The 21,059-nt window shown below is 62.7% G+C and carries 23 protein-coding genes, 1 tRNA gene and 1 riboswitch; of the genes, 15 read left to right on the top strand and 9 right to left on the bottom strand.

Features of this window, described 5'->3' with window-relative positions:
* Positions 1-69: 69 nt before the first annotated feature.
* Together OIM99_RS05665 and OIM99_RS05660 are read left to right on the top strand one after the other, a co-directional pair.
* Positions 70-630 (top strand): flavin reductase family protein, encoded by a 561-nt coding sequence (locus tag OIM99_RS05665; protein ID WP_311849353.1) that lies wholly within the window; start codon positions 70-72, stop codon positions 628-630.
* A 28-nt stretch (positions 631-658) separates the two neighbouring features.
* Entirely contained in the window at positions 659-2,137 is a 1,479-nt protein-coding gene (locus tag OIM99_RS05660; RefSeq protein ID WP_311849352.1) for a 4-hydroxyphenylacetate 3-hydroxylase N-terminal domain-containing protein, read from the top strand.
* Positions 2,138-2,218: 81 nt separating this feature from the next.
* Here OIM99_RS05660 and OIM99_RS05655 read toward each other — a convergent pair whose 3' ends face one another.
* Positions 2,219-2,452, bottom strand: a complete 234-nt coding sequence (locus OIM99_RS05655; RefSeq protein ID WP_311849351.1) for a helix-turn-helix transcriptional regulator — start codon at positions 2,450-2,452, stop codon at positions 2,219-2,221.
* A gap of 313 nt (positions 2,453-2,765) precedes the next feature.
* Between OIM99_RS05655 and OIM99_RS05650 the strand changes: the two genes are divergently transcribed.
* The 3 genes from OIM99_RS05650 to OIM99_RS05640 all read left to right on the top strand — a co-directional run bounded on the left by OIM99_RS05650 (position 2,766) and on the right by OIM99_RS05640 (position 5,169).
* Positions 2,766-4,130, top strand: a complete 1,365-nt coding sequence (locus OIM99_RS05650; RefSeq protein ID WP_311849350.1) for a tetratricopeptide repeat protein — start codon at positions 2,766-2,768, stop codon at positions 4,128-4,130.
* A 74-nt stretch (positions 4,131-4,204) separates the two neighbouring features.
* Positions 4,205-4,573 (top strand): VOC family protein, encoded by a 369-nt coding sequence (locus tag OIM99_RS05645; protein WP_311849349.1) that lies wholly within the window; start codon positions 4,205-4,207, stop codon positions 4,571-4,573.
* 20 nt (positions 4,574-4,593) lie between these two features.
* Positions 4,594-5,169, top strand: coding sequence for an HD domain-containing protein (locus OIM99_RS05640; RefSeq protein ID WP_311849348.1), 576 nt, complete (start codon positions 4,594-4,596; stop codon positions 5,167-5,169).
* A 35-nt stretch (positions 5,170-5,204) separates the two neighbouring features.
* On the opposite strand, the gene OIM99_RS05635 is transcribed toward OIM99_RS05640, so the two are convergent.
* A tRNA-Thr gene (locus OIM99_RS05635) sits at positions 5,205-5,279 on the bottom strand.
* 147 nt (positions 5,280-5,426) lie between these two features.
* On the opposite strand from OIM99_RS05635, the gene OIM99_RS05630 reads away from it, so the two are divergent.
* The 5 genes from OIM99_RS05630 to OIM99_RS05610 are packed head-to-tail and all read left to right on the top strand — an operon-like array spanning position 5,427 to position 9,020.
* On the top strand, positions 5,427-5,798 hold the full coding sequence (locus OIM99_RS05630) for a metalloregulator ArsR/SmtB family transcription factor (protein ID WP_311849347.1): 372 nt from the start codon (positions 5,427-5,429) through the stop codon (positions 5,796-5,798).
* Entirely contained in the window at positions 5,788-6,216 is a 429-nt protein-coding gene (locus OIM99_RS05625) for an SRPBCC family protein (RefSeq protein ID WP_311849346.1), read from the top strand. The genes OIM99_RS05630 and OIM99_RS05625 overlap by 11 nt, the downstream gene beginning before the upstream one ends.
* Before the next feature lie 48 nt (positions 6,217-6,264).
* Positions 6,265-7,869: an exodeoxyribonuclease VII large subunit gene (gene xseA, locus OIM99_RS05620; RefSeq protein ID WP_311849345.1), complete on the top strand. Its 1,605-nt coding sequence runs from the start codon at positions 6,265-6,267 to the stop codon at positions 7,867-7,869.
* Between the two features lie 23 nt (positions 7,870-7,892).
* The gene (gene msrB, locus OIM99_RS05615; RefSeq protein WP_311849344.1) at positions 7,893-8,327 is read left to right on the top strand and encodes a peptide-methionine (R)-S-oxide reductase MsrB; all 435 of its coding nucleotides are present in this window, start codon (positions 7,893-7,895) and stop codon (positions 8,325-8,327) included.
* Positions 8,328-8,330: 3 nt separating this feature from the next.
* The gene (locus tag OIM99_RS05610) at positions 8,331-9,020 is read left to right on the top strand and encodes a DUF2461 domain-containing protein (RefSeq protein ID WP_311849343.1); all 690 of its coding nucleotides are present in this window, start codon (positions 8,331-8,333) and stop codon (positions 9,018-9,020) included.
* Between the two features lie 2 nt (positions 9,021-9,022).
* Here OIM99_RS05610 and OIM99_RS05605 read toward each other — a convergent pair whose 3' ends face one another.
* The 7 genes from OIM99_RS05605 to OIM99_RS05575 all read right to left on the bottom strand — a co-directional run bounded on the left by OIM99_RS05605 (position 9,023) and on the right by OIM99_RS05575 (position 16,270).
* A complete protein-coding gene (locus tag OIM99_RS05605) occupies positions 9,023-9,865 on the bottom strand; it encodes a hypothetical protein (RefSeq protein ID WP_311849342.1) in 843 nt (280 codons plus the stop codon).
* A gap of 193 nt (positions 9,866-10,058) precedes the next feature.
* A complete protein-coding gene (gene gcvPB / locus OIM99_RS05600; protein WP_311849341.1) occupies positions 10,059-11,621 on the bottom strand; it encodes an aminomethyl-transferring glycine dehydrogenase subunit GcvPB in 1,563 nt (520 codons plus the stop codon).
* Entirely contained in the window at positions 11,621-12,961 is a 1,341-nt protein-coding gene (gene gcvPA, locus OIM99_RS05595; protein WP_311849339.1) for an aminomethyl-transferring glycine dehydrogenase subunit GcvPA, read from the bottom strand. The genes gcvPB and gcvPA overlap by 1 nt, the downstream gene beginning before the upstream one ends.
* A gap of 17 nt (positions 12,962-12,978) precedes the next feature.
* Positions 12,979-13,356, bottom strand: coding sequence for a glycine cleavage system protein GcvH (gcvH, locus tag OIM99_RS05590; protein ID WP_311849338.1), 378 nt, complete (start codon positions 13,354-13,356; stop codon positions 12,979-12,981).
* A 30-nt stretch (positions 13,357-13,386) separates the two neighbouring features.
* A complete protein-coding gene (gene gcvT, locus OIM99_RS05585) occupies positions 13,387-14,502 on the bottom strand; it encodes a glycine cleavage system aminomethyltransferase GcvT (protein ID WP_311849337.1) in 1,116 nt (371 codons plus the stop codon).
* Between the two features lie 169 nt (positions 14,503-14,671).
* Positions 14,672-14,769: riboswitch (glycine riboswitch) on the bottom strand.
* 149 nt (positions 14,770-14,918) lie between these two features.
* Complete coding sequence (locus OIM99_RS05580) at positions 14,919-15,557, bottom strand: hypothetical protein (protein WP_311849336.1); 639 nt, start codon at positions 15,555-15,557, stop codon at positions 14,919-14,921.
* A 200-nt stretch (positions 15,558-15,757) separates the two neighbouring features.
* Positions 15,758-16,270: an invasion associated locus B family protein gene (locus OIM99_RS05575; RefSeq protein ID WP_409371502.1), complete on the bottom strand. Its 513-nt coding sequence runs from the start codon at positions 16,268-16,270 to the stop codon at positions 15,758-15,760.
* Positions 16,271-16,640: 370 nt separating this feature from the next.
* Here OIM99_RS05575 and coxB point away from each other — a divergent pair, with 370 nt between their 5' ends.
* Genes coxB through OIM99_RS05550 form a run of 5 tightly spaced genes read left to right on the top strand, consistent with a single transcriptional unit; the run spans position 16,641 to position 21,031 of the window.
* Complete coding sequence (gene coxB, locus OIM99_RS05570; RefSeq protein ID WP_409371474.1) at positions 16,641-17,525, top strand: cytochrome c oxidase subunit II; 885 nt, start codon at positions 16,641-16,643, stop codon at positions 17,523-17,525.
* A gap of 45 nt (positions 17,526-17,570) precedes the next feature.
* Positions 17,571-19,241 carry a cytochrome c oxidase subunit I gene (ctaD, locus tag OIM99_RS05565; RefSeq protein WP_311849335.1) on the top strand — a complete coding sequence of 557 codons (1,671 nt, stop codon included), beginning with the start codon at positions 17,571-17,573 and terminating at the stop codon, positions 19,239-19,241.
* A 51-nt stretch (positions 19,242-19,292) separates the two neighbouring features.
* A complete protein-coding gene (locus OIM99_RS05560) occupies positions 19,293-20,222 on the top strand; it encodes a heme o synthase (protein ID WP_311849334.1) in 930 nt (309 codons plus the stop codon).
* Positions 20,223-20,231: 9 nt separating this feature from the next.
* A complete protein-coding gene (locus tag OIM99_RS05555) occupies positions 20,232-20,411 on the top strand; it encodes a hypothetical protein (RefSeq protein ID WP_311849333.1) in 180 nt (59 codons plus the stop codon).
* Between the two features lie 8 nt (positions 20,412-20,419).
* Positions 20,420-21,031: a cytochrome c oxidase assembly protein gene (locus tag OIM99_RS05550; protein ID WP_311849332.1), complete on the top strand. Its 612-nt coding sequence runs from the start codon at positions 20,420-20,422 to the stop codon at positions 21,029-21,031.
* The last annotated feature ends 28 nt before the right edge of the window (positions 21,032-21,059 follow it).

Below are 21,059 nucleotides of genomic sequence, written 5' to 3'. Positions count from 1 at the left end.
CTATATTAGCTTTGTTATAAAGCTATATGCCAAGGCTTCGGGCCACGCGGCGATAGAAGCGAGGGATGCATGAGCGCAGAACTGATCGCCGATTTCGAGTCTCGTGCTTTCCGCAAGATATTGGGGCAGTTCGCCACCGGTGTCGCCGTCGTCACCGCAACGGCGCCGGTAACGTTGTCGAGCGAAGAAGCGTCCGCTTCGCGTGAAGAGCCCAGGGACGCACTCGTGGGCATGACCATGAGCTCGTTCAATTCCGTCTCCCTCGATCCGCCGCTGGTTTTGTTCTCGGTGGCGAAATCGGCGCATTCGCTGCCTGCGATGCGCCGGGCGAAAGCATTCGGCATCAATGTGCTCGGCCGTCATCAGCAGGCGATATCCGCCAAATTCTCGCGCGCCCTCGGCGACAAGTGGGAAGATGTCGAGCATCACATCACGGCGGCCGGCGCGCCGCTGCTCAAGGATGCGATCGCGCATCTCGAATGCGTGCCTCATGCTGTGCATGATGGCGGCGATCATGAAATCTTTCTCGCCCGCGTCTTGCGCTTCAGCGCGGCCCACGCCGGCGATCCTCTTATCTTTTTCCAGGGTGCCTATCGCGCTCTTGCCGCAAACGAATCCGCGACACTGTGAATTCGCTCCGACCTGAAGGAATTGTCCCATGATCAAGACCGGAAAACAGCATATCGCCAGCTTGCAGGATGGTCGGCAGGTTTTCATCGATGGCGGCCTCGTCAAGGACGTCACCAGCCATCCAGCCTATCGCCGTTCCGTCGCGTCCGTCGGGCGCATGTTCGATTTTCAGAGCGCGCCGGAAAATCGCGATCTGATGACGTTCGAGACCGAGACCGGCACGGTTGCCAACCGCATCTGGCAATTACCGACGAGCTACGAGGAATTGAAGACGCGCCGGGCGAGCCTCGAAGCCTGGACCAAGCTGCATGCGGGTTTCCTTGGCCGCGCACCCGATCACGTCGCCTCCTGCATTTCCGGCATGTATATGGGCCTCGGCCTCTTCGAAGCCTATGATCCGAAACGCGCCAAGGCACTCGCCGATTACTATCGCTATGCGCGCGACAACGATCTCTATCTGACCTATGTGATCATCAATCCGCAGGCCGATCGCTCCAAGAGCGCATCGCAGCAGCAGGATCCGTTTCTAAGCGCCGGCCTGGTCGATCAGGACGCCGAAGGGATCACCGTGCGCGGTGCCAAAATGCTGGCGACGGGCGGCATCATGGCCAACGAAGTGTTCGTCAGTTGCATTCAGCCGCTGCAGAAGGGCGATGAAGCCTATGCATTGTCCTTCGCCATTCCGATGAACACCAAAGGCTTGAAGATTCTGTCGCGTAAATCCTACGAAGCGGCGGCGCCCTCGGTGTTCGACAATCCGCTAGCCAGCCGCTTCGACGAGAACGACGCGGTGCTCTATTTCGACGATGTGAAAGTGCCGTGGGACCGCGTCTTCATCGCCGGCGATACCGCCATGACGTCCAATCAGTTCCAGGCGACGCCGGCCCATGTCTATCAAAACTACCAGGCGCAGATCCGTCTGTCGGTGAAGCTGAAATTCCTGCTCGGCATCGCCCATCGCATCACCGAAATGAACGGCATCGCCGGTTTCCCGCAGGTCAAGGAAATCCTCGGGCAGCTCACCGCGGAAGCGACGATGATCGATGCCTTCATCGCCGCCATGGAAGCCAAGGGCCGCTTCCACGGCCCTTACTTCGTTCCCGATCGCCACACGCTTTACGCGGCCCAAACCATGGCGCAGCAGCTTTACGGGAAATTCGTCACCACCCTGCGTGAACTGGCCGGCGGCGCCATGATCATGCTGCCGTCGTCGGTGCGCGATTATGAAAATCCGGCTCTGGCGGCGCTCATCGGCAAAACGCAACAATCTCCCGCGGCGACCGCCGATGAAAAGGTCAAATTCTACAAGCTCGCCTGGGATGCGGTTGGATCGGAATTCGCCTCGCGCCACACGCAATATGAAATGTTCTATGCGGGGGCGAGCTTCGTGGTGAAAAACCACTGTCTGCGATCCTACGATTGGACCACTGCCGATGGGCTGCTGGAGCAGATGCTGTCCAGCTACCATCTGGCCGACGAGATCACGCCGGCACACGCCGCCGAGTAAATCGCTCTCCGCCAACAGGACCTCTCCGATGGCTCGGGGAGGTCCCTTCCTTTTGTGCGGACGCCCAGCCGCGCCCGGGTCTCACGGGGGCTCCTGCGCGAAGGGCACCTGCGCCAGGAAGGCCAGCGCCACCGCATGGGCGCGGGTCCGCGCGCCAAGCTTGCGCTTGGCGCTTTCGATATGGGCATGAACCGTGACCGGCTTGATGGCCAGCCGTGCGGCGATGCCGTTGTCGGAAAGCCCCTGCGCGACGAGCGCCAGGCAATCGTGTTCGCGCCGGGTCAGGGCCAGTGGTTTGTCGGGCTTGATCGCCATGGGCGTGGGTCAGGACATCAGATGCCGGCATCGGCGGCGCGCCGCCGCCCTCATCAACCGCATCGTCCGTCGCGGGGCGTGTATCGCCGCCATGCCGTTCATGTCTCTTCCTGTCCGTGATGATCGACACCCAAACCGCGTCGCGAAAAAGCGGGTCCGCTTCTTTCCTGCGACATGTGATTGGTCCAAATTATCGCCGCGCCTGCCGTTCGATCAGAGGATATGAAGGGGCATGACGGGACAAAGCGGGGCCAAAGACGCGGATTTCGCGGGCCGACACGGCCGGTCGATCGGGTGAAAGGGAATCAGCGCGGTGTTAGAGGCGAATCATTCACGCGGCGCGCAGGGGCTGATCACCGGCTGGAAACAGATCGCGCGTCATTTCAGCAAGGATGAGCGCACGGTCAAACGCTGGGCCCAGGGGCGCGGCCTGCCCGTCCATCGCACGCCCGGAGACGGCCGCAGCGCCGTCTTCGCCTATGTGAGCGAGCTCGATGCCTGGCTGACGCGCGAAGCGGCTTTGGATGTTGCGCCGCGAGCCGTCACATCGATCCAGGACGACGCTCCCGTCCCACCGGTCGCCCTTGCAGCGCCGCGCTCCGCGACAGGCTCCTCGCGTCGGCTTTGGCTTTTAGCCGCTGTGCTGGTCGGTGTGCTGTCCGCCGCGTCGATATGGTTCGCATCGGCGCAAAGACGCGGTCCGACCGTCGCACCCGCCGATCCGCTGGTTCTCGAAGCCAGGTTCAATATCGAAAAGCGGACCGGGGACGCCATGCGTCGGGCCATTGATCTCTACCAGCAGGCGATCGCCAAGAATCCTCTCTCCGTCGAGGCCCATGCCGGCCTTGCCGATGTCTATAACGTCGTCAGCCAATATACTTTGATCGCGCCCGGCGCCGGTTATCCGCGCGCCAAGGCGGCGGCCGAACGGGCGATCGAGCTCGATCCCACCAGCAGTGCTGGCCATGCGGCATTGGCCTTCAATACGTTCTATTGGTCGCGTGATTTCAAGCGCGCCTTTCAACTGTTCGCCAAAGCCGTCGCGCTCGATCCCAACAATGCCGATGCGCATCACTGGTATGCTTTGTGCGCGATGCAGGATCGCGACTTCGCCACCGCGTTGCGCGAGATCGATCTGGCGCAACAATTGCGGCCGCAGTCGGCGCTGATCCGCGCCAACAAGGCGCTGATTCTGTTTCACGCCGGCAAAACGGAGGAGGCCGTGGCGATCCTGCGGCCGCTGCGCGAGAGCGAGCCGCGCTTGCTGTCGCCGCCCGAATATCTCGCGACCCTCTATCTGGCCGCCGGCCACTATCAGGATTTCCTGCGCGAATATCGCGCCGCCGCGCAGATCGAAAACAATCCCTTCCGTCTCGCCATCGCCGAGGCCGCGCAGGCAGCGCTCGATCAAGGCGGCGGGCCAGCCATGCTCGCCACCTATCATGCGCTGCATAAGGATGGTTATGCGCAGGGCAAGGTCGCGGCTTTCAAACTGGCGCTCGCCGCCGCCATGACCGGCGATCGAACAGGCGCGCTGGCCTATTTGCAGGTCTCGTTCCAGCGCAACGAACCCGACATCCTCGGTCTTCGCCTGGAACCGGCGCTGCTGGGATTGCACGGCGAGCCGGAATTTAAGGCGCTCGTGCGCGAGGTCGGCCTCTCCCAGGATAATGGCTAAACCGTGCGGACATATTCTGACCGCCAACCGATGTATGATCATCCATGGGATGCGTCGATTTCGGGAGCGACCGTATGAGCTACAAGCCCGACGGCTGGGCCACTATCACGCCCCGGCTCTTCACGCCCGATGTTCAAGGCTTGGTCGATTTTCTCAAGCAGGCGTTTGATGCGCGGGACGATGTTCCCACAGGCCGGCCCGCTGAGATCACGATCGGTGATTCACGCCTCATGATCAGCGACGGTGGCGGCATTCGCGCACAGCTCTCGGCCTTCCTCTATCTTTACGTTCCCGATGCCGATGAGACCTATCGTCGGGCGATCGCGGCGGGCGCCGAGACGATCGAGCCGTTGTCGGATACGCCTTACGGCGATCGCCGCGCCATGGTGCAGGATCGCTGGGGAAACACCTGGCAGATCGCGACGAGATTGATGCGTTCCTAAACGGTGGTACACGCACAACCATGCAAGATGACCTGACCCAGCAACTGGCGTTTCTCACCGAGATCGACGCGCTCAAATCGGTCGTGCGCCAATCTCTCATTGCCGATCGCAGCCGCCGCGAGAATTCGGCCGAGCATTCCTGGCATCTGGCGATGTTCGCTCTGATCCTCGCGCCCGATGATCTGGATAAGAGCAAGATCATCGCCATGCTGCTCATCCACGACATCGTCGAAATCGATGTCGGCGACGCGCCGATTCATGGCGGCCATGACAAAGCAGCGCTTGAGCTGGCGGAAGCCGCGGCGGCCAGACGCCTGTTCGGTCTCCTGCCCGAGGGGCAGGCCATCCATCTGCTCGGTCTCTGGCAGGAGTTTGAGGCCGCGGCGACGCCCGAAGCCAAATTCGCCAAATCCCTGGACCGGCTGCAGCCCCTGATGCTCAACACATTGACCGGCGGCGGCACCTGGACGGAGAGCAATGTCTCCGAGCAGCAGGTCTACGAACGCTATGGCCCGGCCATCGAAGGCGGATCGCCGTCCCTTTGGGCACGAGCGCGCGACATGGTGCGGCAGCACTTCGCGCGATCAAGCGCCTGATCGCACCATCGGCCGCTTTGAAATCACAGGACAAATGGTGCTGCCAGAGAGGATCGAACTCTCGACCTCTCCCTTACCAAGGGAGTGCTCTACCACTGAGCTACGGCAGCCTGCTGGCGGCGGCGCAGGGCCGCAAACGCGAAAGCGCGCGCCTTGTGACACACGCGCCCCGCGCTGGCAAGATTGATTGGCAGGTTATGAACTTGACAGCGAAAACAAGTCGCCGCAATATTCAACCATTAGGTTGAATATGAGCCATGATCCAGACCGAAACCGCTTTTGACGCCACCCTCGCGGCCCTAGCCGATCCCACCCGGCGTGCCATCGTTCAGCGGCTGGGCGGCGGCGATCTGAGGGTCACCGAAATCGCCAAACCCTATGCGATGTCGCTCAATGCGGTGTCGAAACACATCCGCGTGCTGGAAAACGCCCGGCTGATTCACCGCCGCCGCGTCGGGCGCGAGCACATTCTCTCGCTCGATCCGCGCCCCCTCGAAGCCCTTGGCCGCTGGATCGCCGATCAAAAGCCCGTCTGGGCGGCCCGCCTGCAAGCGCTCGACGCGTTGCTGCAAGCCGAGGACCAGGCAGAGGATGCCGTCAAAACCGAGGAACAACCCCATGCACGGTGAACGAAACACGATTCAGGTGCATCACACCTTCTCCGCTTCGCCCGAACGGGTGTTCGATGCCTGGCTCGATCCGGCGAAGGCGGCGAAGTTCCTCTTCGCCACGCCCACCGGCCAGATGGTGAAGGCGGAAATCGACGCGCGGGTCGGCGGCCGCTTCCTCTTCGTCGACCGGCGCGATGGCACGGATGTCGAGCACACCGGCGAATATCTCGAGATCGAGCGTCCCAGCCGGCTCGTTTTCAGCTTCGGCGTGCCGCAATTCTCGCCCGAATTCACCCGGGTGACGGTCGAAATCAAGCCGCAAGGCACAGGTTGCGTACTGATTCTGACCCATGAGGGCGTTTTGCCGGATTATCAGGACCGGACCCAGGCCGGTTGGCGAATGATCTTGGACGGCCTGGAGAAGGCTGTTCAATAGGCGTCTCCTGCCTTTTGCTGGCAAGGCGAATCTCCCATATTCAGGGCCATGGCCGCACGCGCAGAATCGCAAGCAAAGACACCCGCCCCCAGCAACGCCGCCGAACTCACGGTTTCGGAGCTTTCCGGCGCGCTCAAGCGCACCATCGAGGACCGATTCGGCTATGTGAAAGTGCGCGGCGAGGTGTCGGGCTGGCGCGGACCGCATTCCTCCGGCCATTGCTATTTTTCGCTGAAGGATGAGGGCGCGCGCATCGATGCCGTCATCTGGAAGGGCACCTACGGCCGTCTTCGGGTAAAGCCGGAAGAGGGCATGGAAGTGATCGCCACCGGCAAGATCACCACCTGGCCCGGCAAATCCGCCTATCAGATCGTCGTCGAATCGATAGAACCGGCCGGTGTCGGCGCGCTGCTGGCGCAGCTCGAGGAGCGGCGCAAGCGCCTCGCCGCCGAAGGCCTGTTCGACGAAGCGCGCAAGCAATTGCTGCCCTTCCTGCCGCAGGTCATCGGCGTCGTCACCTCGCCGACCGGCGCGGTCATCCGCGACATCCTGCATCGTCTCGCCGATCGCTTTCCGACGCGCGTTCTGGTCTGGCCGGTGCGCGTGCAGGGCGAGACCAGCGCCGCCGAAGTCGCCGCCGCCATCGAGGGCTTCAACGCGCTGCCGGAAGGGGGCGCGCTGCCGCGTCCCGATGTCATCATCGTCGCGCGCGGTGGCGGCTCGCTCGAAGATTTGTGGGGCTTCAACGAAGAGATCGTCGTGCGTGCCGCTGCCGGCAGCATGATCCCGCTCGTCTCAGCCGTTGGCCACGAGACCGACTGGACCTTGATCGACCACGTCGCCGACCGGCGCGCGCCAACGCCGACCGCGGCGGCGGAAATGTGCGTGCCCGTGCGCAGCGACCTCATGGCGCAGATCGCCTCGCTCGAAGGGCGTATGTTCGGCGCCCGCGCGCGCTATTTCGAGCGTCGCCGCAGCGATTTGCGCAGCCTGGCGCGGGCTCTGCCCAATGCCGAGGATCTCCTGGCGCTGCCGCGCCAGCGCCTCGACCGTGCGGCCGAAATCCTGCCGACGCGCCTGCATCAGGCGCTCAACGCGCGCCATCTGCGCCTTGGGCGGCTCGCTGGCCTATTGGCCAAACATTCGCCTCAGGCGGAATTGGCGCGCCGTCGGGCGCAGTTCGATGCGCTCGTCCATCGTCATGTCGCTTTGGCGCGGCCCGGCCTGTTCACCGAACGTCGCGCCAGTGATTTGCGCGTCAAGAGTGATCGCCTGCGCGCTGCCATGCGCTATCGCCTGCACAATGCGGTCGAGCGTATCGAGGCGCAGCGCCGCCGCATCGAGGATTTCGACCGGCGGCTGGCGCAATGCGCCCGCACCGTCGTGCCGCGCCGGCAGGAGCAATTGCGGTCCCTGTCGCAACTGCTGTCGTCCTTCAGCTACCGCAACGTTCTGGCACGTGGCTTTGCTCTGGTGCGCGATGCCTCGGGCACGCCGGTGCGCTCCGTTGCGACGGTGGGGCCGGGCGCCGTGCTCGACATCGAATTGGCGGATGGTCATGTGAGCGCGCAAGCCGAGGGCGAGGCGCCGCCGAGGCCAGCGAAGCCCAGCCGGGCGCCGCCGGTGAAGAAGGATCAAGGTTCTTTGTTTTGACGAACCGTTGAAGGAGCGAGGTCATGGGTCTGTTCAGCAAATCCACGCCTGCGGAAGAGAAGACCTTTCCCGTCGCCAAGAGCGACGCCGAATGGCGCGCCGAACTGTCGCCGCAGGCCTTTCAGGTGCTGCGCCAGCACGGCACCGAGCGCGCCGGCACCAGCCCGTTGAACGCGGAAAAGCGCAAGGGCGTTTTCCATTGCGCCGGGTGTGGTGGCGATCTCTTCAGTTCGGAAACGAAATTCGAATCTGGCACCGGCTGGCCGAGTTTCTATCAGCCGCTTGCCGGCGCGGTCGAAACCTCGACCGACAACAGCCATTTCATGACGCGCGTCGAAGTGCATTGCGCGCGCTGCGGCGGTCATCTCGGCCATGTCTTTCCCGATGGCCCACGCCCGACGGGAGATCGCTATTGCATGAACGGTGTGGCGCTGCGTTTCGAACCGGAAGACAAATAATCCATGCCTAAAGCTGCCACGCCGGCCTTTCCCGGCTTCGTGCCCGAAACACTGAAATTCCTCAAGGCGCTCGGTTTCCATCAGACGCGCGAATGGTTCGAGGAGAATCGCGCGCTTTATGTCAGCGCGGTGAAGGAGCCACTGGAGGCTTATGTCGCGGCGCTCTCCGTGGCCTGCGCCACGCAGAAACTGCCGCTCAAGGGCGATCCGAAGAAGGCCACCTTTCGCCTCAACCGCGATGTCCGTTTTTCAAAGAACAAACAGCCCTACAAGACCAATGCCGGCTGCGTGGTGACGCGCACGGGCGGCAAGGGCTCGCCCGGCCTGCTCTACACGCATATTTCGCCGGAAGGCTGTTTCCTCGCCGCCGGTTTCTATCATCCCGAGCCGCCGCAGCTTCTCGCTATGCGCAAGGCCATCGTCGCCAAACGCGCCGCCTGGCTCACCATCGAGAGCAAGCTGAAGGAGGCGGGCCTCGTGCTCTCGACCAACGAAGCCTTGAAGCGCAACCCGCGCGACTTTCAGGATGCCGACGAAAAACTTTGGCCAGCGTTGCGCGCCCGCAATTTCATCATCCGCAAGCCGATCACCGACAAGCTCATTCTCGATGGGCCGAAACTGGTGGCGGCAGCGGCCGAGTTCGGCAAGGCGACCCTGCCGCTGCTGAAATTCGGCTGGGCGGCGATGGACTAAACTTACTGTTTCACTGTCACGCTGAAATGGCCGTTCTCGACGGCGATCTTGCCTTCCAGCGACACCATACGGGCAGAGAACACGCCTTCGATCCGCCTGTCGTCCCGCTTGGTGATGGCCAAAGTGGCGTTGTCGTCGATCTTGTAATGGCTGTCGCCGGTGTTCAGCTCGAGACAGGGCGCGTTCTGCTGGCAACTGCGGCCGAGCGCCTGCGTGCCCGAGGCATCGGCATCGAACTGGAGGCGCAAGGTCGTCAGATCGACATCATGGCTCTGCGGATCGACGATCGGCGCGGTGTTGACGAGAATGGCGGAGCCGAGTTTCAAAGCAATGATGGAACTGCCGAGCGCCGTCCAGGATCGATCGCCCAAGCGCGCGCCGACTTCATCGCCGGGCTGTGTCGTGGAGGTGATCTTCTGTGGCTGCGGGCTGTCGGCGTGGGCGCCGGGCAGTTGCAGGGTGAAGTTGAACACCTGCCATGTGCCTTCGGCATTCTTGGTCAGCTCGACTTTCGCCGGCAGGGATACGTCTTCGTTGAGAACGATCGTGCCGTTGAGCGTGCCCTTGCCGCTCTGGATTTCGCGGCTGGGCCAGGACGCGCTCTTGAAGCGATTGAGCCCGGCCCGTTCGACGAAGGCGATGAAATCGCGCTCGCTCATCGCCTGCTGAAACGCCGACGATGTCTTGCGGTAAGCGGCCTCCGGTCCCGATGCCGCGATGGCCGTAAAGAATTCGGTGGCCGTGTCGGCGACGCCGCGGGTGAAATAGTAAACGGCTGTGCCGACAACGCCGCCAACAACCACCAGAGCGCCGAGAATGGACAGAATTTTGCGGGAGCGCGACATGCCGGTTATTCCGATGATCGGTCGCCTTGCGCGGGCGACGCTGTTTCCCTTTTAAATTCAGCATGACATCCAGCGCTGAATCGGCTTGCCACCCTGTTTGTCCCGTCATGAAGGTCAGAGTAAGGCAAGCCTTCTCAGGGCAGATATGATCTGCCCTGAGCCATCAACGCGCTGAGATTTGAAATGGTTTCGCTTACTCCGCCGCTTCCGCCACCGCCGCCGGCGGTTGCCAGCGCAGGATCGGCTGGCGTGCCGCCAATGTTTCGTCGAGGCGGCGGCGGGGTGCCAGATAAGGCGCGCCGGAGAAGCGTTCGGCTTCGCCATTGCGCGCGCTCTGGGCGAGATCGCGCATGGTCATGATGAACAGATCGAGCGAAGCCTTCGATTCCGATTCGGTCGGTTCGATCAGCATGGCACCGTGCACGACGAGCGGGAAATACATCGTCATCGGATGGTAGCCCTCGTCGATCATCGCCTTGGCGAAATCGAGCGTGGTAATGCCCGTATCCTTCAGCCAGCGGTCGTCGAACAAGGCTTCATGCATGCAGAAGCGATCGCCAAACGGCTGCGACATCAGGTCGGCGAGGCAGGCGCGAATGTAATTGGCGTTCAGCACCGCATCTTCCGAGGCCTGCCGCAAACCGTCGGACCCATGCGACAGGGCATAGGACAACGCGCGCACGAACATGCCCATCTGGCCATGGAAGGCGGTCATGCGGCCAAAGCTCTGCGTGCCCTCGGCATCCTCGACCAGCCGCAACGCATCGCCTTCCTTGCGGATGAACGGCACCGGCGCGAACGGCGCCAGCGCGGCCGACAGCACCACCGGGCCGGCACCTGGGCCGCCGCCGCCATGCGGCGTGGAGAAGGTCTTGTGCAGATTGATGTGCATGGCATCGACGCCGAGATCGCCGGGCCGCACCTTGCCGACGATGGCGTTGAAATTGGCGCCGTCGCAATAGAAGTAGGCGCCGGCTTCATGCACGGCCGCGGCGATCTCGACGATTTCCTTCTCGAACAGGCCGCACGTGTTGGGATTGGTCAACATGATGGCGGCGACGTCGGGACCCAGCGCATCGCGCACCGCTTGCGCGCTCACCGTGCCGTCGGCGCGTGCGGGAATGGCCCGCACCTGATAGCCGATCAATGCAGCGGTCGCCGGATTGGTGCCATGGGCACTGTCGGGCACCAGCACGATCTTGCGTGTCGCGCCTTCGCCGCGCGCTTCAATGGCGGCTTTGATCGCCATCATGCCGCAGGCCTCGCCATGCGCGCCGGCTTTCGGCGACATGGCGACCGCCGGCATGCCGGTCAAGGTCATCAGCCAATGGGCCAGGGTCTCGATCAGTTCGAGCGCGCCTTGCACCGTCGATTGCGGCTGCAGCGGATGAATGTCGCCAAGGCCCGGCAGTCGCGCCAGTTTCTCATTGATGCGCGGATTATGCTTCATCGTGCATGAGCCGAGCGGATAGAGGCCGGCATCGATGGCATAGTTTTTCTGCGACAGGCGCACGTAGTGGCGCAAGGTTTCCGGCTCGCTGAGGCCGGGCAAACCAATGTCGCTCTTGCGCGCATGCGCGCCGAGACGCGGCGTGAACGCGTCGGGCTCCTCGATGTCGAGGCCGGTGGTTTCGAGATGGCCAGTCTCGAAGATCAGCGCCTCTTCCATCTGCAAGGCGCGGTTGCGCGTGAACGTGTTGCGGCCGGTCACACCGATATCGCCAGCGTGAGTGGGGCGTCCCTGCGTGTTCAGCATCACATCAATCCTTTCAGCGCGGCCGCATAGGCTGTTCGGTCGGCTTGGGTGTTCATTTCGGTGGAAGCGACGACGATCAGATCGTCATGGCCGGCGCCCGGCGCGAGCCGCGAGAACGGTACGCCGCCCAAAACGCCGCGCTCCGCCAGGTCCTCGATGACACGCGCGGCGCTGCCTTTGATGCGGATGGTGAATTCGTTGAAGAAGGTCTCGTTGAGCACGCTGACATTGGGAACGCGCGCCAGGAGATCGGCCAGTTTCACCGCATTGGCATGGTTGACGCGCGCGAGCTTCTGCAAGCCGGCCTGTCCGAGCAGGCTCATGTGGATGGAGAAGGCGAGCGCGCACAGGCCCGAATTGGTGCAGATGTTGGAGGTTGCTTTCTCACGGCGGATATGCTGTTCGCGGGTTGAGAGCGTCAGCACGAAACCGCGCCGCCCTTCCGCATCGCGCGTCTCGCCGGCAAGACGGCCCGGCATCTGCCGCACATATTTCTGCCGCGTGGCGAACAAGCCGACATAAGGGCCGCCGAAATTGAGGCCATTGCCGATCGATTGCCCTTCACCCACGACGATGTCGGCACCCATGGCTCCAGGCGCTTCGACGAGGCCCAACGACACCACTTCCGTGAAGACGGCGATCAGCAGCGCACCTTGCGCCTGGCATTTCGCCGCGATCGGTCGGAGATCCCGCAGGTTGCCGAACACATCCGGCGATTGCACGACGACGCAAGAGGTGCTGCTGTCGATCTGGTCGAGAATGTTTTCGCTCGCCGTCGGATCGGCCGGCAGGCTCACCACGTCGTCGGAGGCCATGCGCGAAATCGTCCGCACCACTTCGCCATAGTGCGGGTGCAGGCCGCCGGAGAGCACGGTGCGTTTGCGCTTGGTCAGCCGGTGCGCCATCAGCACCGCTTCGGCGGTGCCGGTCGAGCCGTCATACATGGAGGCATTAGCGACCTCCATGGCGGTGAGAGAGGCCACCTGCGTCTGGAATTCGAACAGCATTTGCAGGGTGCCCTGGGCGATCTCCGGCTGATAGGGCGTGTAGCTGGTCAAGAATTCCGAGCGTTGGATCAGATGATCGACGCTGGCGGGAATGTGATGCTTGTAGGCGCCGCAGCCGACGAAGAACGGTGCGGACCGTGCGTCGATGTTGCGCTCGGCCATCCGTCCCAAAGTCCGCTCGACTTCGATTTCGGAAGCGTGACGCGGCAAATTGGGCGCCTTGGCGAGCAGTTTGTCGCGCGGCACGTCGCCGTAGAGATCGTCGATGCCGGTTGCGCCGATACGCAGCAGCATTTCGGCGCGGTTATCTGGGGTCAGCGGCAGAAAGCGCATGGAAGAAAATCCCCTGATCAATCGAGGGTTTTGACAAAGGCGGCATAGGCCGCTTCGTCCATCAGGCCGGACAGTTCACCCGCGTCCTTGATGCGCAGTTTGAGGAACCAGCCTTTGCCGGCGGCATCTTCGTTGACCTTCGCGGGCTCGCTTTCCAGCTCGCCGTTGGTTTCGATCACTTCGCCGCTGACCGGCGCATAGACTTCGCTCGCCGCCTTGACGCTTTCGACGACGGCCGCCTGCTCGCCCTTGGCGACGATCTTGCCGGAGGCCGGCAGTTCGACGAAGACGATGTCGCCCAATTGCTGCTGCGCATGGTCGGTGATGCCGACGGTGCCGACATTGCCGTCGACGCGAATATATTCGTGGTCTTGCGTGTAATAGGTGGTGCTCACGATTGGCTCCTCAGAAGGCGGTGTTTCGGATCAGCGTTTGTAGCGATGGGGAACGAAAGGCATGGCGGCGGTCTGCGCCGGCAGCGCCTTGCCGCGCACGACGATGTCGAGCGCCGTGCCGTTGGCGGCCTGGCCGGCGCCGACATAGCCCATGGCGATGGGGCGATTGAGGCTTGGTGAGAATGTGCCCGAGGTGACGATCCCGGTGGCGCTGCCTTGCGTATTGATCTCGGCGCCTTCGCGCACCGGCTGGCGGCCCTCGAGCGTGAGGCCAACGCGCTTGCGGCGCGGCCCTTCTGCGATCTCGCGTTGAATGCGCGCGGCGCCAGGAAAGCCGCCTTGTTCGCGCCGCCGCTTGGCGATCGACCAGGTCAGCGCTGCCTCGATCGGCGACGTGGTCTCATCGATGTCGTGGCCATAAAGGCAAAGACCGGCTTCAAGCCGCAGCGAATCGCGCGCGCCAAGGCCGATCGGTTTCACGCGCGCATCGGTGCTGAGCAGCGTCCACAGATCGGCGGCGCGCTCCGCCGGCACGGAAATTTCAAAACCATCCTCGCCCGTATAACCGGAGCGCGAGGCCTCGCAGGCAATGCCACCGAGCGTGATCGGCTGCACGCTCATGAAGGCCATGTCGGCGATGGCGCCGCCGAGGCTTGTCACCACGTCCGCCGCGAGCGGGCCTTGCAGCGCCAGCAAGGCACGATCGTCGCGCTTCACCAGCCGCACGGATTTCGGCAGCGCCGATTCGAGATGAGCGTAGTCGTCGTCCTTGCGCCCGGCATTGACGACGAGCGCGAGCGTGCCATCGGCGCCGAGCGGACGCGCCACCATGAAATCGTCGAGGATGCCGCCGTCCGCATTGAGGAATTGCGAGTAGCGCTGCCGGCCGGGTGTCAGGCCCTGCACGTCGGCGGGACACAATGTTTCGAGCGCCGCCGCCGTCGTGGCGTGATCGGGCCCGGCGAGAAAAGCCTGGCCCATGTGCGACACGTCGAACAGGCCAGCGCTGCTGCGCGTCCAATTATGTTCGGTGAGAATGCCGGTGGGATATTGAATCGGCATGTCATAGCCGGCGAACGCCGCCATGCGGGCGCCGAGCGCCTGATGGAGACCGTGAAGCGGCGTGTGCCTGACGTCAGTGGACATGCCCGGAAACACCTCAAACAGGAGTACGACGCACGACCCGGTCGCCTTGACCTTGATCCTGCGCCCCCTCTGTCCGGTGACCTGAGAGATTTCCCGCGTCGCAAATGCGACAGCCGGTTACGCCCGTCGGTGGACCCGCTTTGTAAGGCGAGTCGCTTTCCAGAGTGTCATCCCCCTCGCGGTCCTTTGGCCTGAGCGTTTCCGGGGCGGTTGCGCCTTCGGCGCCGAAGCGGCTTGCGCCGATCCGGTCTCTTCCGCGGAGGGTCTTGATCTGACGGCGGCCAGGGTAGCCGACCGCGACCGCCTGTCAATTCGCGGTGGGCAGAAATTTTTGCAAATTCACAAATGTCGCGGGCGATGGCCCACGATTAGAGCAAATTGCGTTTCGGGAGAAACGCAACTTTGCTTATGGCGCCTTAGCGATGGCGGCGGGCAGTGCGCGGGCGCGGCGCGCCGCGGCCGGGGTTCTCGAAGCCGACGAAAATCAGATAATCCTCGTTGGCGCCGTCACGCAGATAGGGCACGGCCAGTTCGTCGGTGACCACCGTGAACGCACCTTGGCTCTGGCCCGACGGGATCGAGACCGAAGCATTATAAAGCTTGCTGGTGACGATCTTTTCGCCGTTTTCGGCGCGCACGCCGACATAAACCGGCACGGAGAAATTCGACGGCTGGCCGGCGGGGCCGAGTAGCACTTTGCCCTCGACGCCGACCTTGATGAGGATCTGTCCGTTGATCACGCGGCAGTCGCGTACGACGTCGCCTAGCGAATATTGATAGCGTAGCGATTCGTTCGATTGGCCACCGGCATAGACGCGATAGGCGGCGCCGCCCTCGCGCACGTCGACGGTCGGGCAAACCACATCGGCCTCGCTTGGCGGGCGCGGATCGACCGGCTGTTCCTTGACGCCGCCGAAGGCGCCGCGGGCGAGAACGTTACCGATCGAGTCGGCCGGGTCGCCGCTGCCGCCGCCGGCGCAGCCGGAGAGCACGCCCATGGCTGCCAGGGCCAGCGAAAACCGAAAAGTCCGGGCCGCCGTGGTTGCCTGACGCATGTCTCTACTCCGTGACTCTTGACCGATAAGGCCGGATTTCACACCAGCCGGACGCGATTGCGGGGAGAATTATCTTAATATCGGGCCACTGGCTACCCGGTGACCGAGGTTCCGGCGGGGCGGCGAAGCTTGCGCCGAAAACCTGCCTCGTCGAAAAAATGTTCTATCATTCAATAGGATACGAGATTTTCAACGCAGCCTTACGGCAGCTTTTCGTAGCCGTCTTTAAACCCTGTTAGGGTTAACGGGATGCCGGTCCCTTGTTCGGGCGTCTCGAAGACGATGAACGTCGCTGTTTTGCCATTGCGCAATTCTTCCAACAACTTGTCGTCCATCACCACCTCGGCGATGCAGCCCGAGGGGATGCAGCGCACGAAGCCGGCGCGGCCCTTGTCGGCCTGGTCGATGTTGAGACCCAGGCCCGCCGGCAGCAGCACGCCGAGCGGCGCGATCACGCGCAGCAGCCGGGACTTGCCGTCCGCCGTCTTCAAGACGATGACGACGAGGTTCATATTGGGCTTGTCTTCAGCCGCAACCGATTGAATCAACGCGCATTGTTCGCGGCTGGCGCCGGTCGGTGTCTCGCAGCGCATCTCCCAGTCGCCATGCTTGCCGCGCACCACCGGCTGCGCCATGGCCTGAGTACCGATGAACATCAAGGCAAGCGCGCCGAGCGCGATCCGAACCAAGCGAGTAGGCGTTGCGATAGTCATGAAGTCTCCAGGCGCAGGCTTTCTGGGACCGGCTGAACACAGAAAAGCGGCCGAATCACGTTGCCGGCAATTATCGAAGGCCGTGTCGTCCAAGGCAATTACGGAAGGCGGCTGTGGAAGGCAATCTCGGCGCTTGCGCGGCCGGTCGCGAAATCGATGCGAAACAGCGGCAAATTTACGCGCCCTTATGCCGCACGGATCGCGACGGAACGCCGTGTTGCGCTCGCTGGCGGATTGTGGTTGGAACCGATCCAAAGGAGCCGTGGCAATCGTTTGGCTCCAGGGGTTTGCCTGATGGGCCGCTGGCGGTTTGCCGGCTCGACTAACAGGCTGTAAATCGTCATTCGTTTTGACGGGAGCGGCGACTTTCATGACAACTAAGATTTTCCGCGCGGGTATGCTCCGGTCAGTTGCAGGATCTTTGGCGGCAATCGGGGCAGCGACCGCCGCTTGGCCGGCGCTGGCGCAAGGCATGGTCGGCGCGCCGCGCCCCGGCCAGATCAGCCTGCCGGAATCGGTGACCGTGATCGGTCACGAGATCGACTTCTTCCACAACGCCATCCTGCTGCCGATCATCACCGTGATCTGCCTGTTCGTTCTGGCGCTGCTGATCTACATCGTGCTCAAGTTCAACGCCCGCGCCAATCCGGTGCCTTCGAAGACGACGCACCACGCGCTCCTGGAAGTGGCTTGGACGGTCGTGCCCGTGCTCATCCTGCTCGGCATCGCCATTCCCTCCTTCCGCCTGCTCAATCACCAGCTCATCATTCCCGATGCCGACCTGACCGTGAAGGTCACCGGCAATGCCTCTTGGGCCTGGACCTATTCCTACCCGAAGGATGAAGGCGGCGGTTTCGAGTTCCAGTCGCGCCTGCTCGATCAGGACACGCTCGCCCCCGGCAAGCTGCGTCTCCTGGACGTCGACAACGAAGCGGTCGTTCCGGTCAACAAGGTCGTCCGCATGCAGGTCACCGCCGATGTGGTCGGCATCATCCATTCCTTCGTCGTTCCCGCCTTCGGCGTGCGTATCGACGCCGTGCCCGGTCGTTTGAACGAGACTTGGTTCAAGGCCGAGAAGGAAGGCATCTACTACGGCCAGTGTTCCAAGCTCTGCGGCAAGGACCACGCCTACATGCCGATCGTCTTCCGTGTCGTCAGCGAAGAAGCCTACAAGGCCTGGCTCCTTGAAGGTCAGAAGAAATTCGCGGCGGTTGAAACTCCGGTCCGCCTCGCGGCGACCGAGAGCAACAACTGAACGCAACCGTCTTGATGTAGTCGAAGGTTTTCAAGGAATACGAACATGGCATCTCACGCAGCCACCCACGACGATCATCATGGCGACGCGCATCCGCTGCCGACTGGCTGGCGCCGCTGGTTGTACTCGACCAATCACAAAGACATCGGCACGCTCTACATTATCTTCGCGATCTTCGCGGGCCTCATCGGCACAGCGCTCTCGATCGCCATGCGCGCCGAACTCGCCGGCACCGGCGTCCACATCTTCCCGTGGATTTCGAAGGCGCTGAGCGGCGACGGTTCGCTCGATCACGCCAAGCATCTTTACAACGTGTTCATCACCGGCCACGGCGTCATCATGATCTTCTTCATGGTCATGCCGGCCTTGATCGGCGGTTTCGGCAACTGGTTCGTGCCGCTGATGATCGGCGCGCCCGACATGGCCTTCCCGCGGATGAACAACATCTCGTTCTGGCTGCTGCCGGCGTCGTTCTCGCTGCTCCTGATCTCGATGTTCGTTGACGGTCCGCCCGGCATGCATGGTTTCGGCGGTGGCTGGGTCATGTATCCGCCGTTGTCGGCGAACGCCGGTCACCCCGGTCCGGCGATGGATTTCGTCATCCTGTCGCTGCACATCGCCGGCGCTTCCTCGATCCTGGGCGCGATCAACTTCATCACCACGATCTTCAACATGCGCGCGCCGGGCATGACCCTGCATCGCATGCCGCTGTTCGCCTGGTCGGTGCTGATCACCGCCTTCCTGCTGGTTCTGTCCCTGCCGGTTCTGGCTGGCGGCATCACCATGCTGCTGACCGATCGTAACTTCGGCACCACCTTCTTCAATCCGGAAGGCGGCGGTGACCCGATCCTGTTCCAGCATCTGTTCTGGTTCTTCGGTCACCCGGAAGTGTACATCCTGATTCTGCCGGGCTTCGGCATCGTCAGCCACATCGTCTCGACCTTCTCGAAGAAGCCGATCTTCGGCTACCTCGGCATGGCCTATGCGATGGTCGCCATCGGTTTCGTCGGCTTCGTCGTGTGGGCGCACCACATGTACACCGTCGGCCTGTCGCTCAACACGCAGCGCTACTTCGTGTTTGCGACCATGGTCATCGCGGTTCCGACGGGCGTGAAGATCTTCTCATGGATCGCCACCATGTGGGGCGGTTCCATCACCTTCCGCCTGCCGATGATCTGGGCGATCGGCTTCATCTTCCTGTTCACGGTCGGTGGCGTCACCGGCGTTGTGTTGGCCAATGCCGGTATCGACCGCCAGTTGCACGAAACCTATTACGTCGTCGCGCACTTCCACTACGTGCTGTCGCTCGGTGCCGTGTTCTCCATCTTCGCCGCGTTCTACTACTGGTTCCCGAAAATGTCGGGCTACATGTACAACGAGACGCTCGGCAAGATTCACTTCTGGATGATGTTCATCGGCGTCAACCTGACGTTCTTCCCGCAGCACTTCCTCGGCCTCGCCGGCATGCCGCGTCGTTACGTCGATTACCCGGATGCGTTCTTGCTGTGGAACGAAATCTCGTCCTACGGCTCTTACATCTCGGGCCTCAGCGTGCTGCTGTTCCTCTACATCATCTGGAGCGCCTTCGCGCGTAAGGTTCCAGCTGGTGCCAATCCGTGGGGCGAAGGCGCCACCACGCTGGAATGGACGCTGCCGTCGCCGCCGCCGTTCCATCAGTATGAGACGCTGCCGCGTATCACCGGCTCAGATCACTGAGCCGGCCCCACGGCCGCATTGAAGTAAACAGGTTGGGTGCAGGTAGACCGAATGAGTCTCGTCAGCGACCAGAAAGGCTTTGATCCTGCGCTCGTTTCGCTGGCGGGTCCGGGCGACTATTTCGAGCTGCTTAAGCCGCGCGTTATGTCGCTGGTCATCTTCACCGCGCTCGCCGGCCTGTTGATCGCACCGGTCAAGATCAATCCGGTGCTCGGCTTCACCGCGCTTCTTGCCATCGCCATCGGCGCTGGCGCCTCCGGCGCGTTGAACATGTGGTACGACGCGGACATCGACGCGGTGATGAGCCGCACGAAGACGCGGCCGATTCCGTCAGGCCGCGTGCAGCCGGGCGAGGCTCTGGCCTTCGGTCTGTTCCTCTCGGTGTTTTCGGTCATGCTGCTTGGCATCGCCACCAATTGGCTTGCCGCCGGCCTGCTGGCTTTCACCATCTTCTTCTATGCCGTCGTTTATTCGATGTGGCTGAAGCGCTCGACGCCGCAGAACATCGTCATCGGCGGTGCCGCTGGCGCCTTCCCGCCGGTGGTCGCTTATGCCGCCGCCACCGGTAGCATCGGCCTGTCGAGCGTCGTGCTTTTCGCCATCATCTTCATGTGGACGCCGCCGCATTTCTGGGCGCTGGCGCTGGTCAAGTCGCAAGACTATGCCGCCGCCGGCGTGCCGATGATGCCCAATGTCAAAGGGCCGGATCGCACTCGTCTCGAAATCCTGATCTATACGATCCTGCTGGTGCCGCTTGGCGTTTCGCCTTGGGTTCTCGGCTTTACTTCGCCGGTTTATGGTGTCGTCTCCGCTGTCTGCGGCCTCGCCATGCTGGCTTTGGCCATTCGGGTCTGGCTGGTGCGCACCGGCGCCGTGGCCGATCGGGCCGCCAAGCAGCTCTTCGGCTTCTCGATCCTCTATCTGTTCATTCTCTTCGCTGTCGTCGTCGTCGAGAATGTGCTCGTGCGGTGGGGCTTCTGAGTGACCGCCATGGCTGATCATCCGACAGAGAACGACAAGTCCACCGGCATCCGGCTCACCCCGGAGCAGCAGAAGCGCCGCCGTGCGCGCAACCTGGCGCTGGGCCTGACCATCGGCTTCTTTGCCTTGCTCTTCTATGTCATTACCTGGGCCAAGCTTGGCGCGGGCATGTTTGATCGGCCGTTATAGGAAAAGCGATGAGCGAACTTCCGGACGACCAAGTGACCACCAAGACGCCGCAGGCGCGGGCGCATCGCCGGATCGCGATCGCTGTCGCTGGCACCTCACTGTTCATGCTCGGCATGTCCTTCGCCGCCGTGCCGCTTTATGAAATGTTCTGCCGCACCACCGGCTTCGGCGGCACGCCGATCATCGCGAAAGGCCCGGCGACCGGCGTCGGCGAACGCACCTTGACCGTGCGCTTCGACGCCAATGTCGGCGGCGGCATTCCCTGGACCTTCGAGCCCGAGATCGGCCAGATGCGGCTGCGCACGGGCGAGACCGCCACCGTTTTCTACAAAGTGGTCAATAAGTCCGATAAGCCGGTGACCGGCATCGCGACCTACAATGTCGCGCCCGATCAGGTCGGCGGCTTCTTCAACAAGATTTCCTGCTTCTGCTTCACCGAACAGACGCTCGGCCCCGGCGAGACCATGGACATGCCCGTCGTGTTCTATCTCGATCCGGCACTCGAAAACGAAGAGACGATGCGACAGGTGCAAAGTCTCACGCTGTCATACACATTCATGCCCGTCCGCCAGAAATCGCCCGTTGCTGCGGCGAAGGAAGCGGATAAGGCCAATCTTTAGCAAGATCTTCTAGGACCAAACGAGGACG

Origin of the sequence: Methylocella sp. CPCC 101449, from assembly GCF_031921685.1 — a bacterium.
GTDB lineage: Bacteria > Pseudomonadota > Alphaproteobacteria > Rhizobiales > Beijerinckiaceae > Terripilifer.
This window is presented reverse-complemented; position numbering and strand designations above follow the sequence as displayed.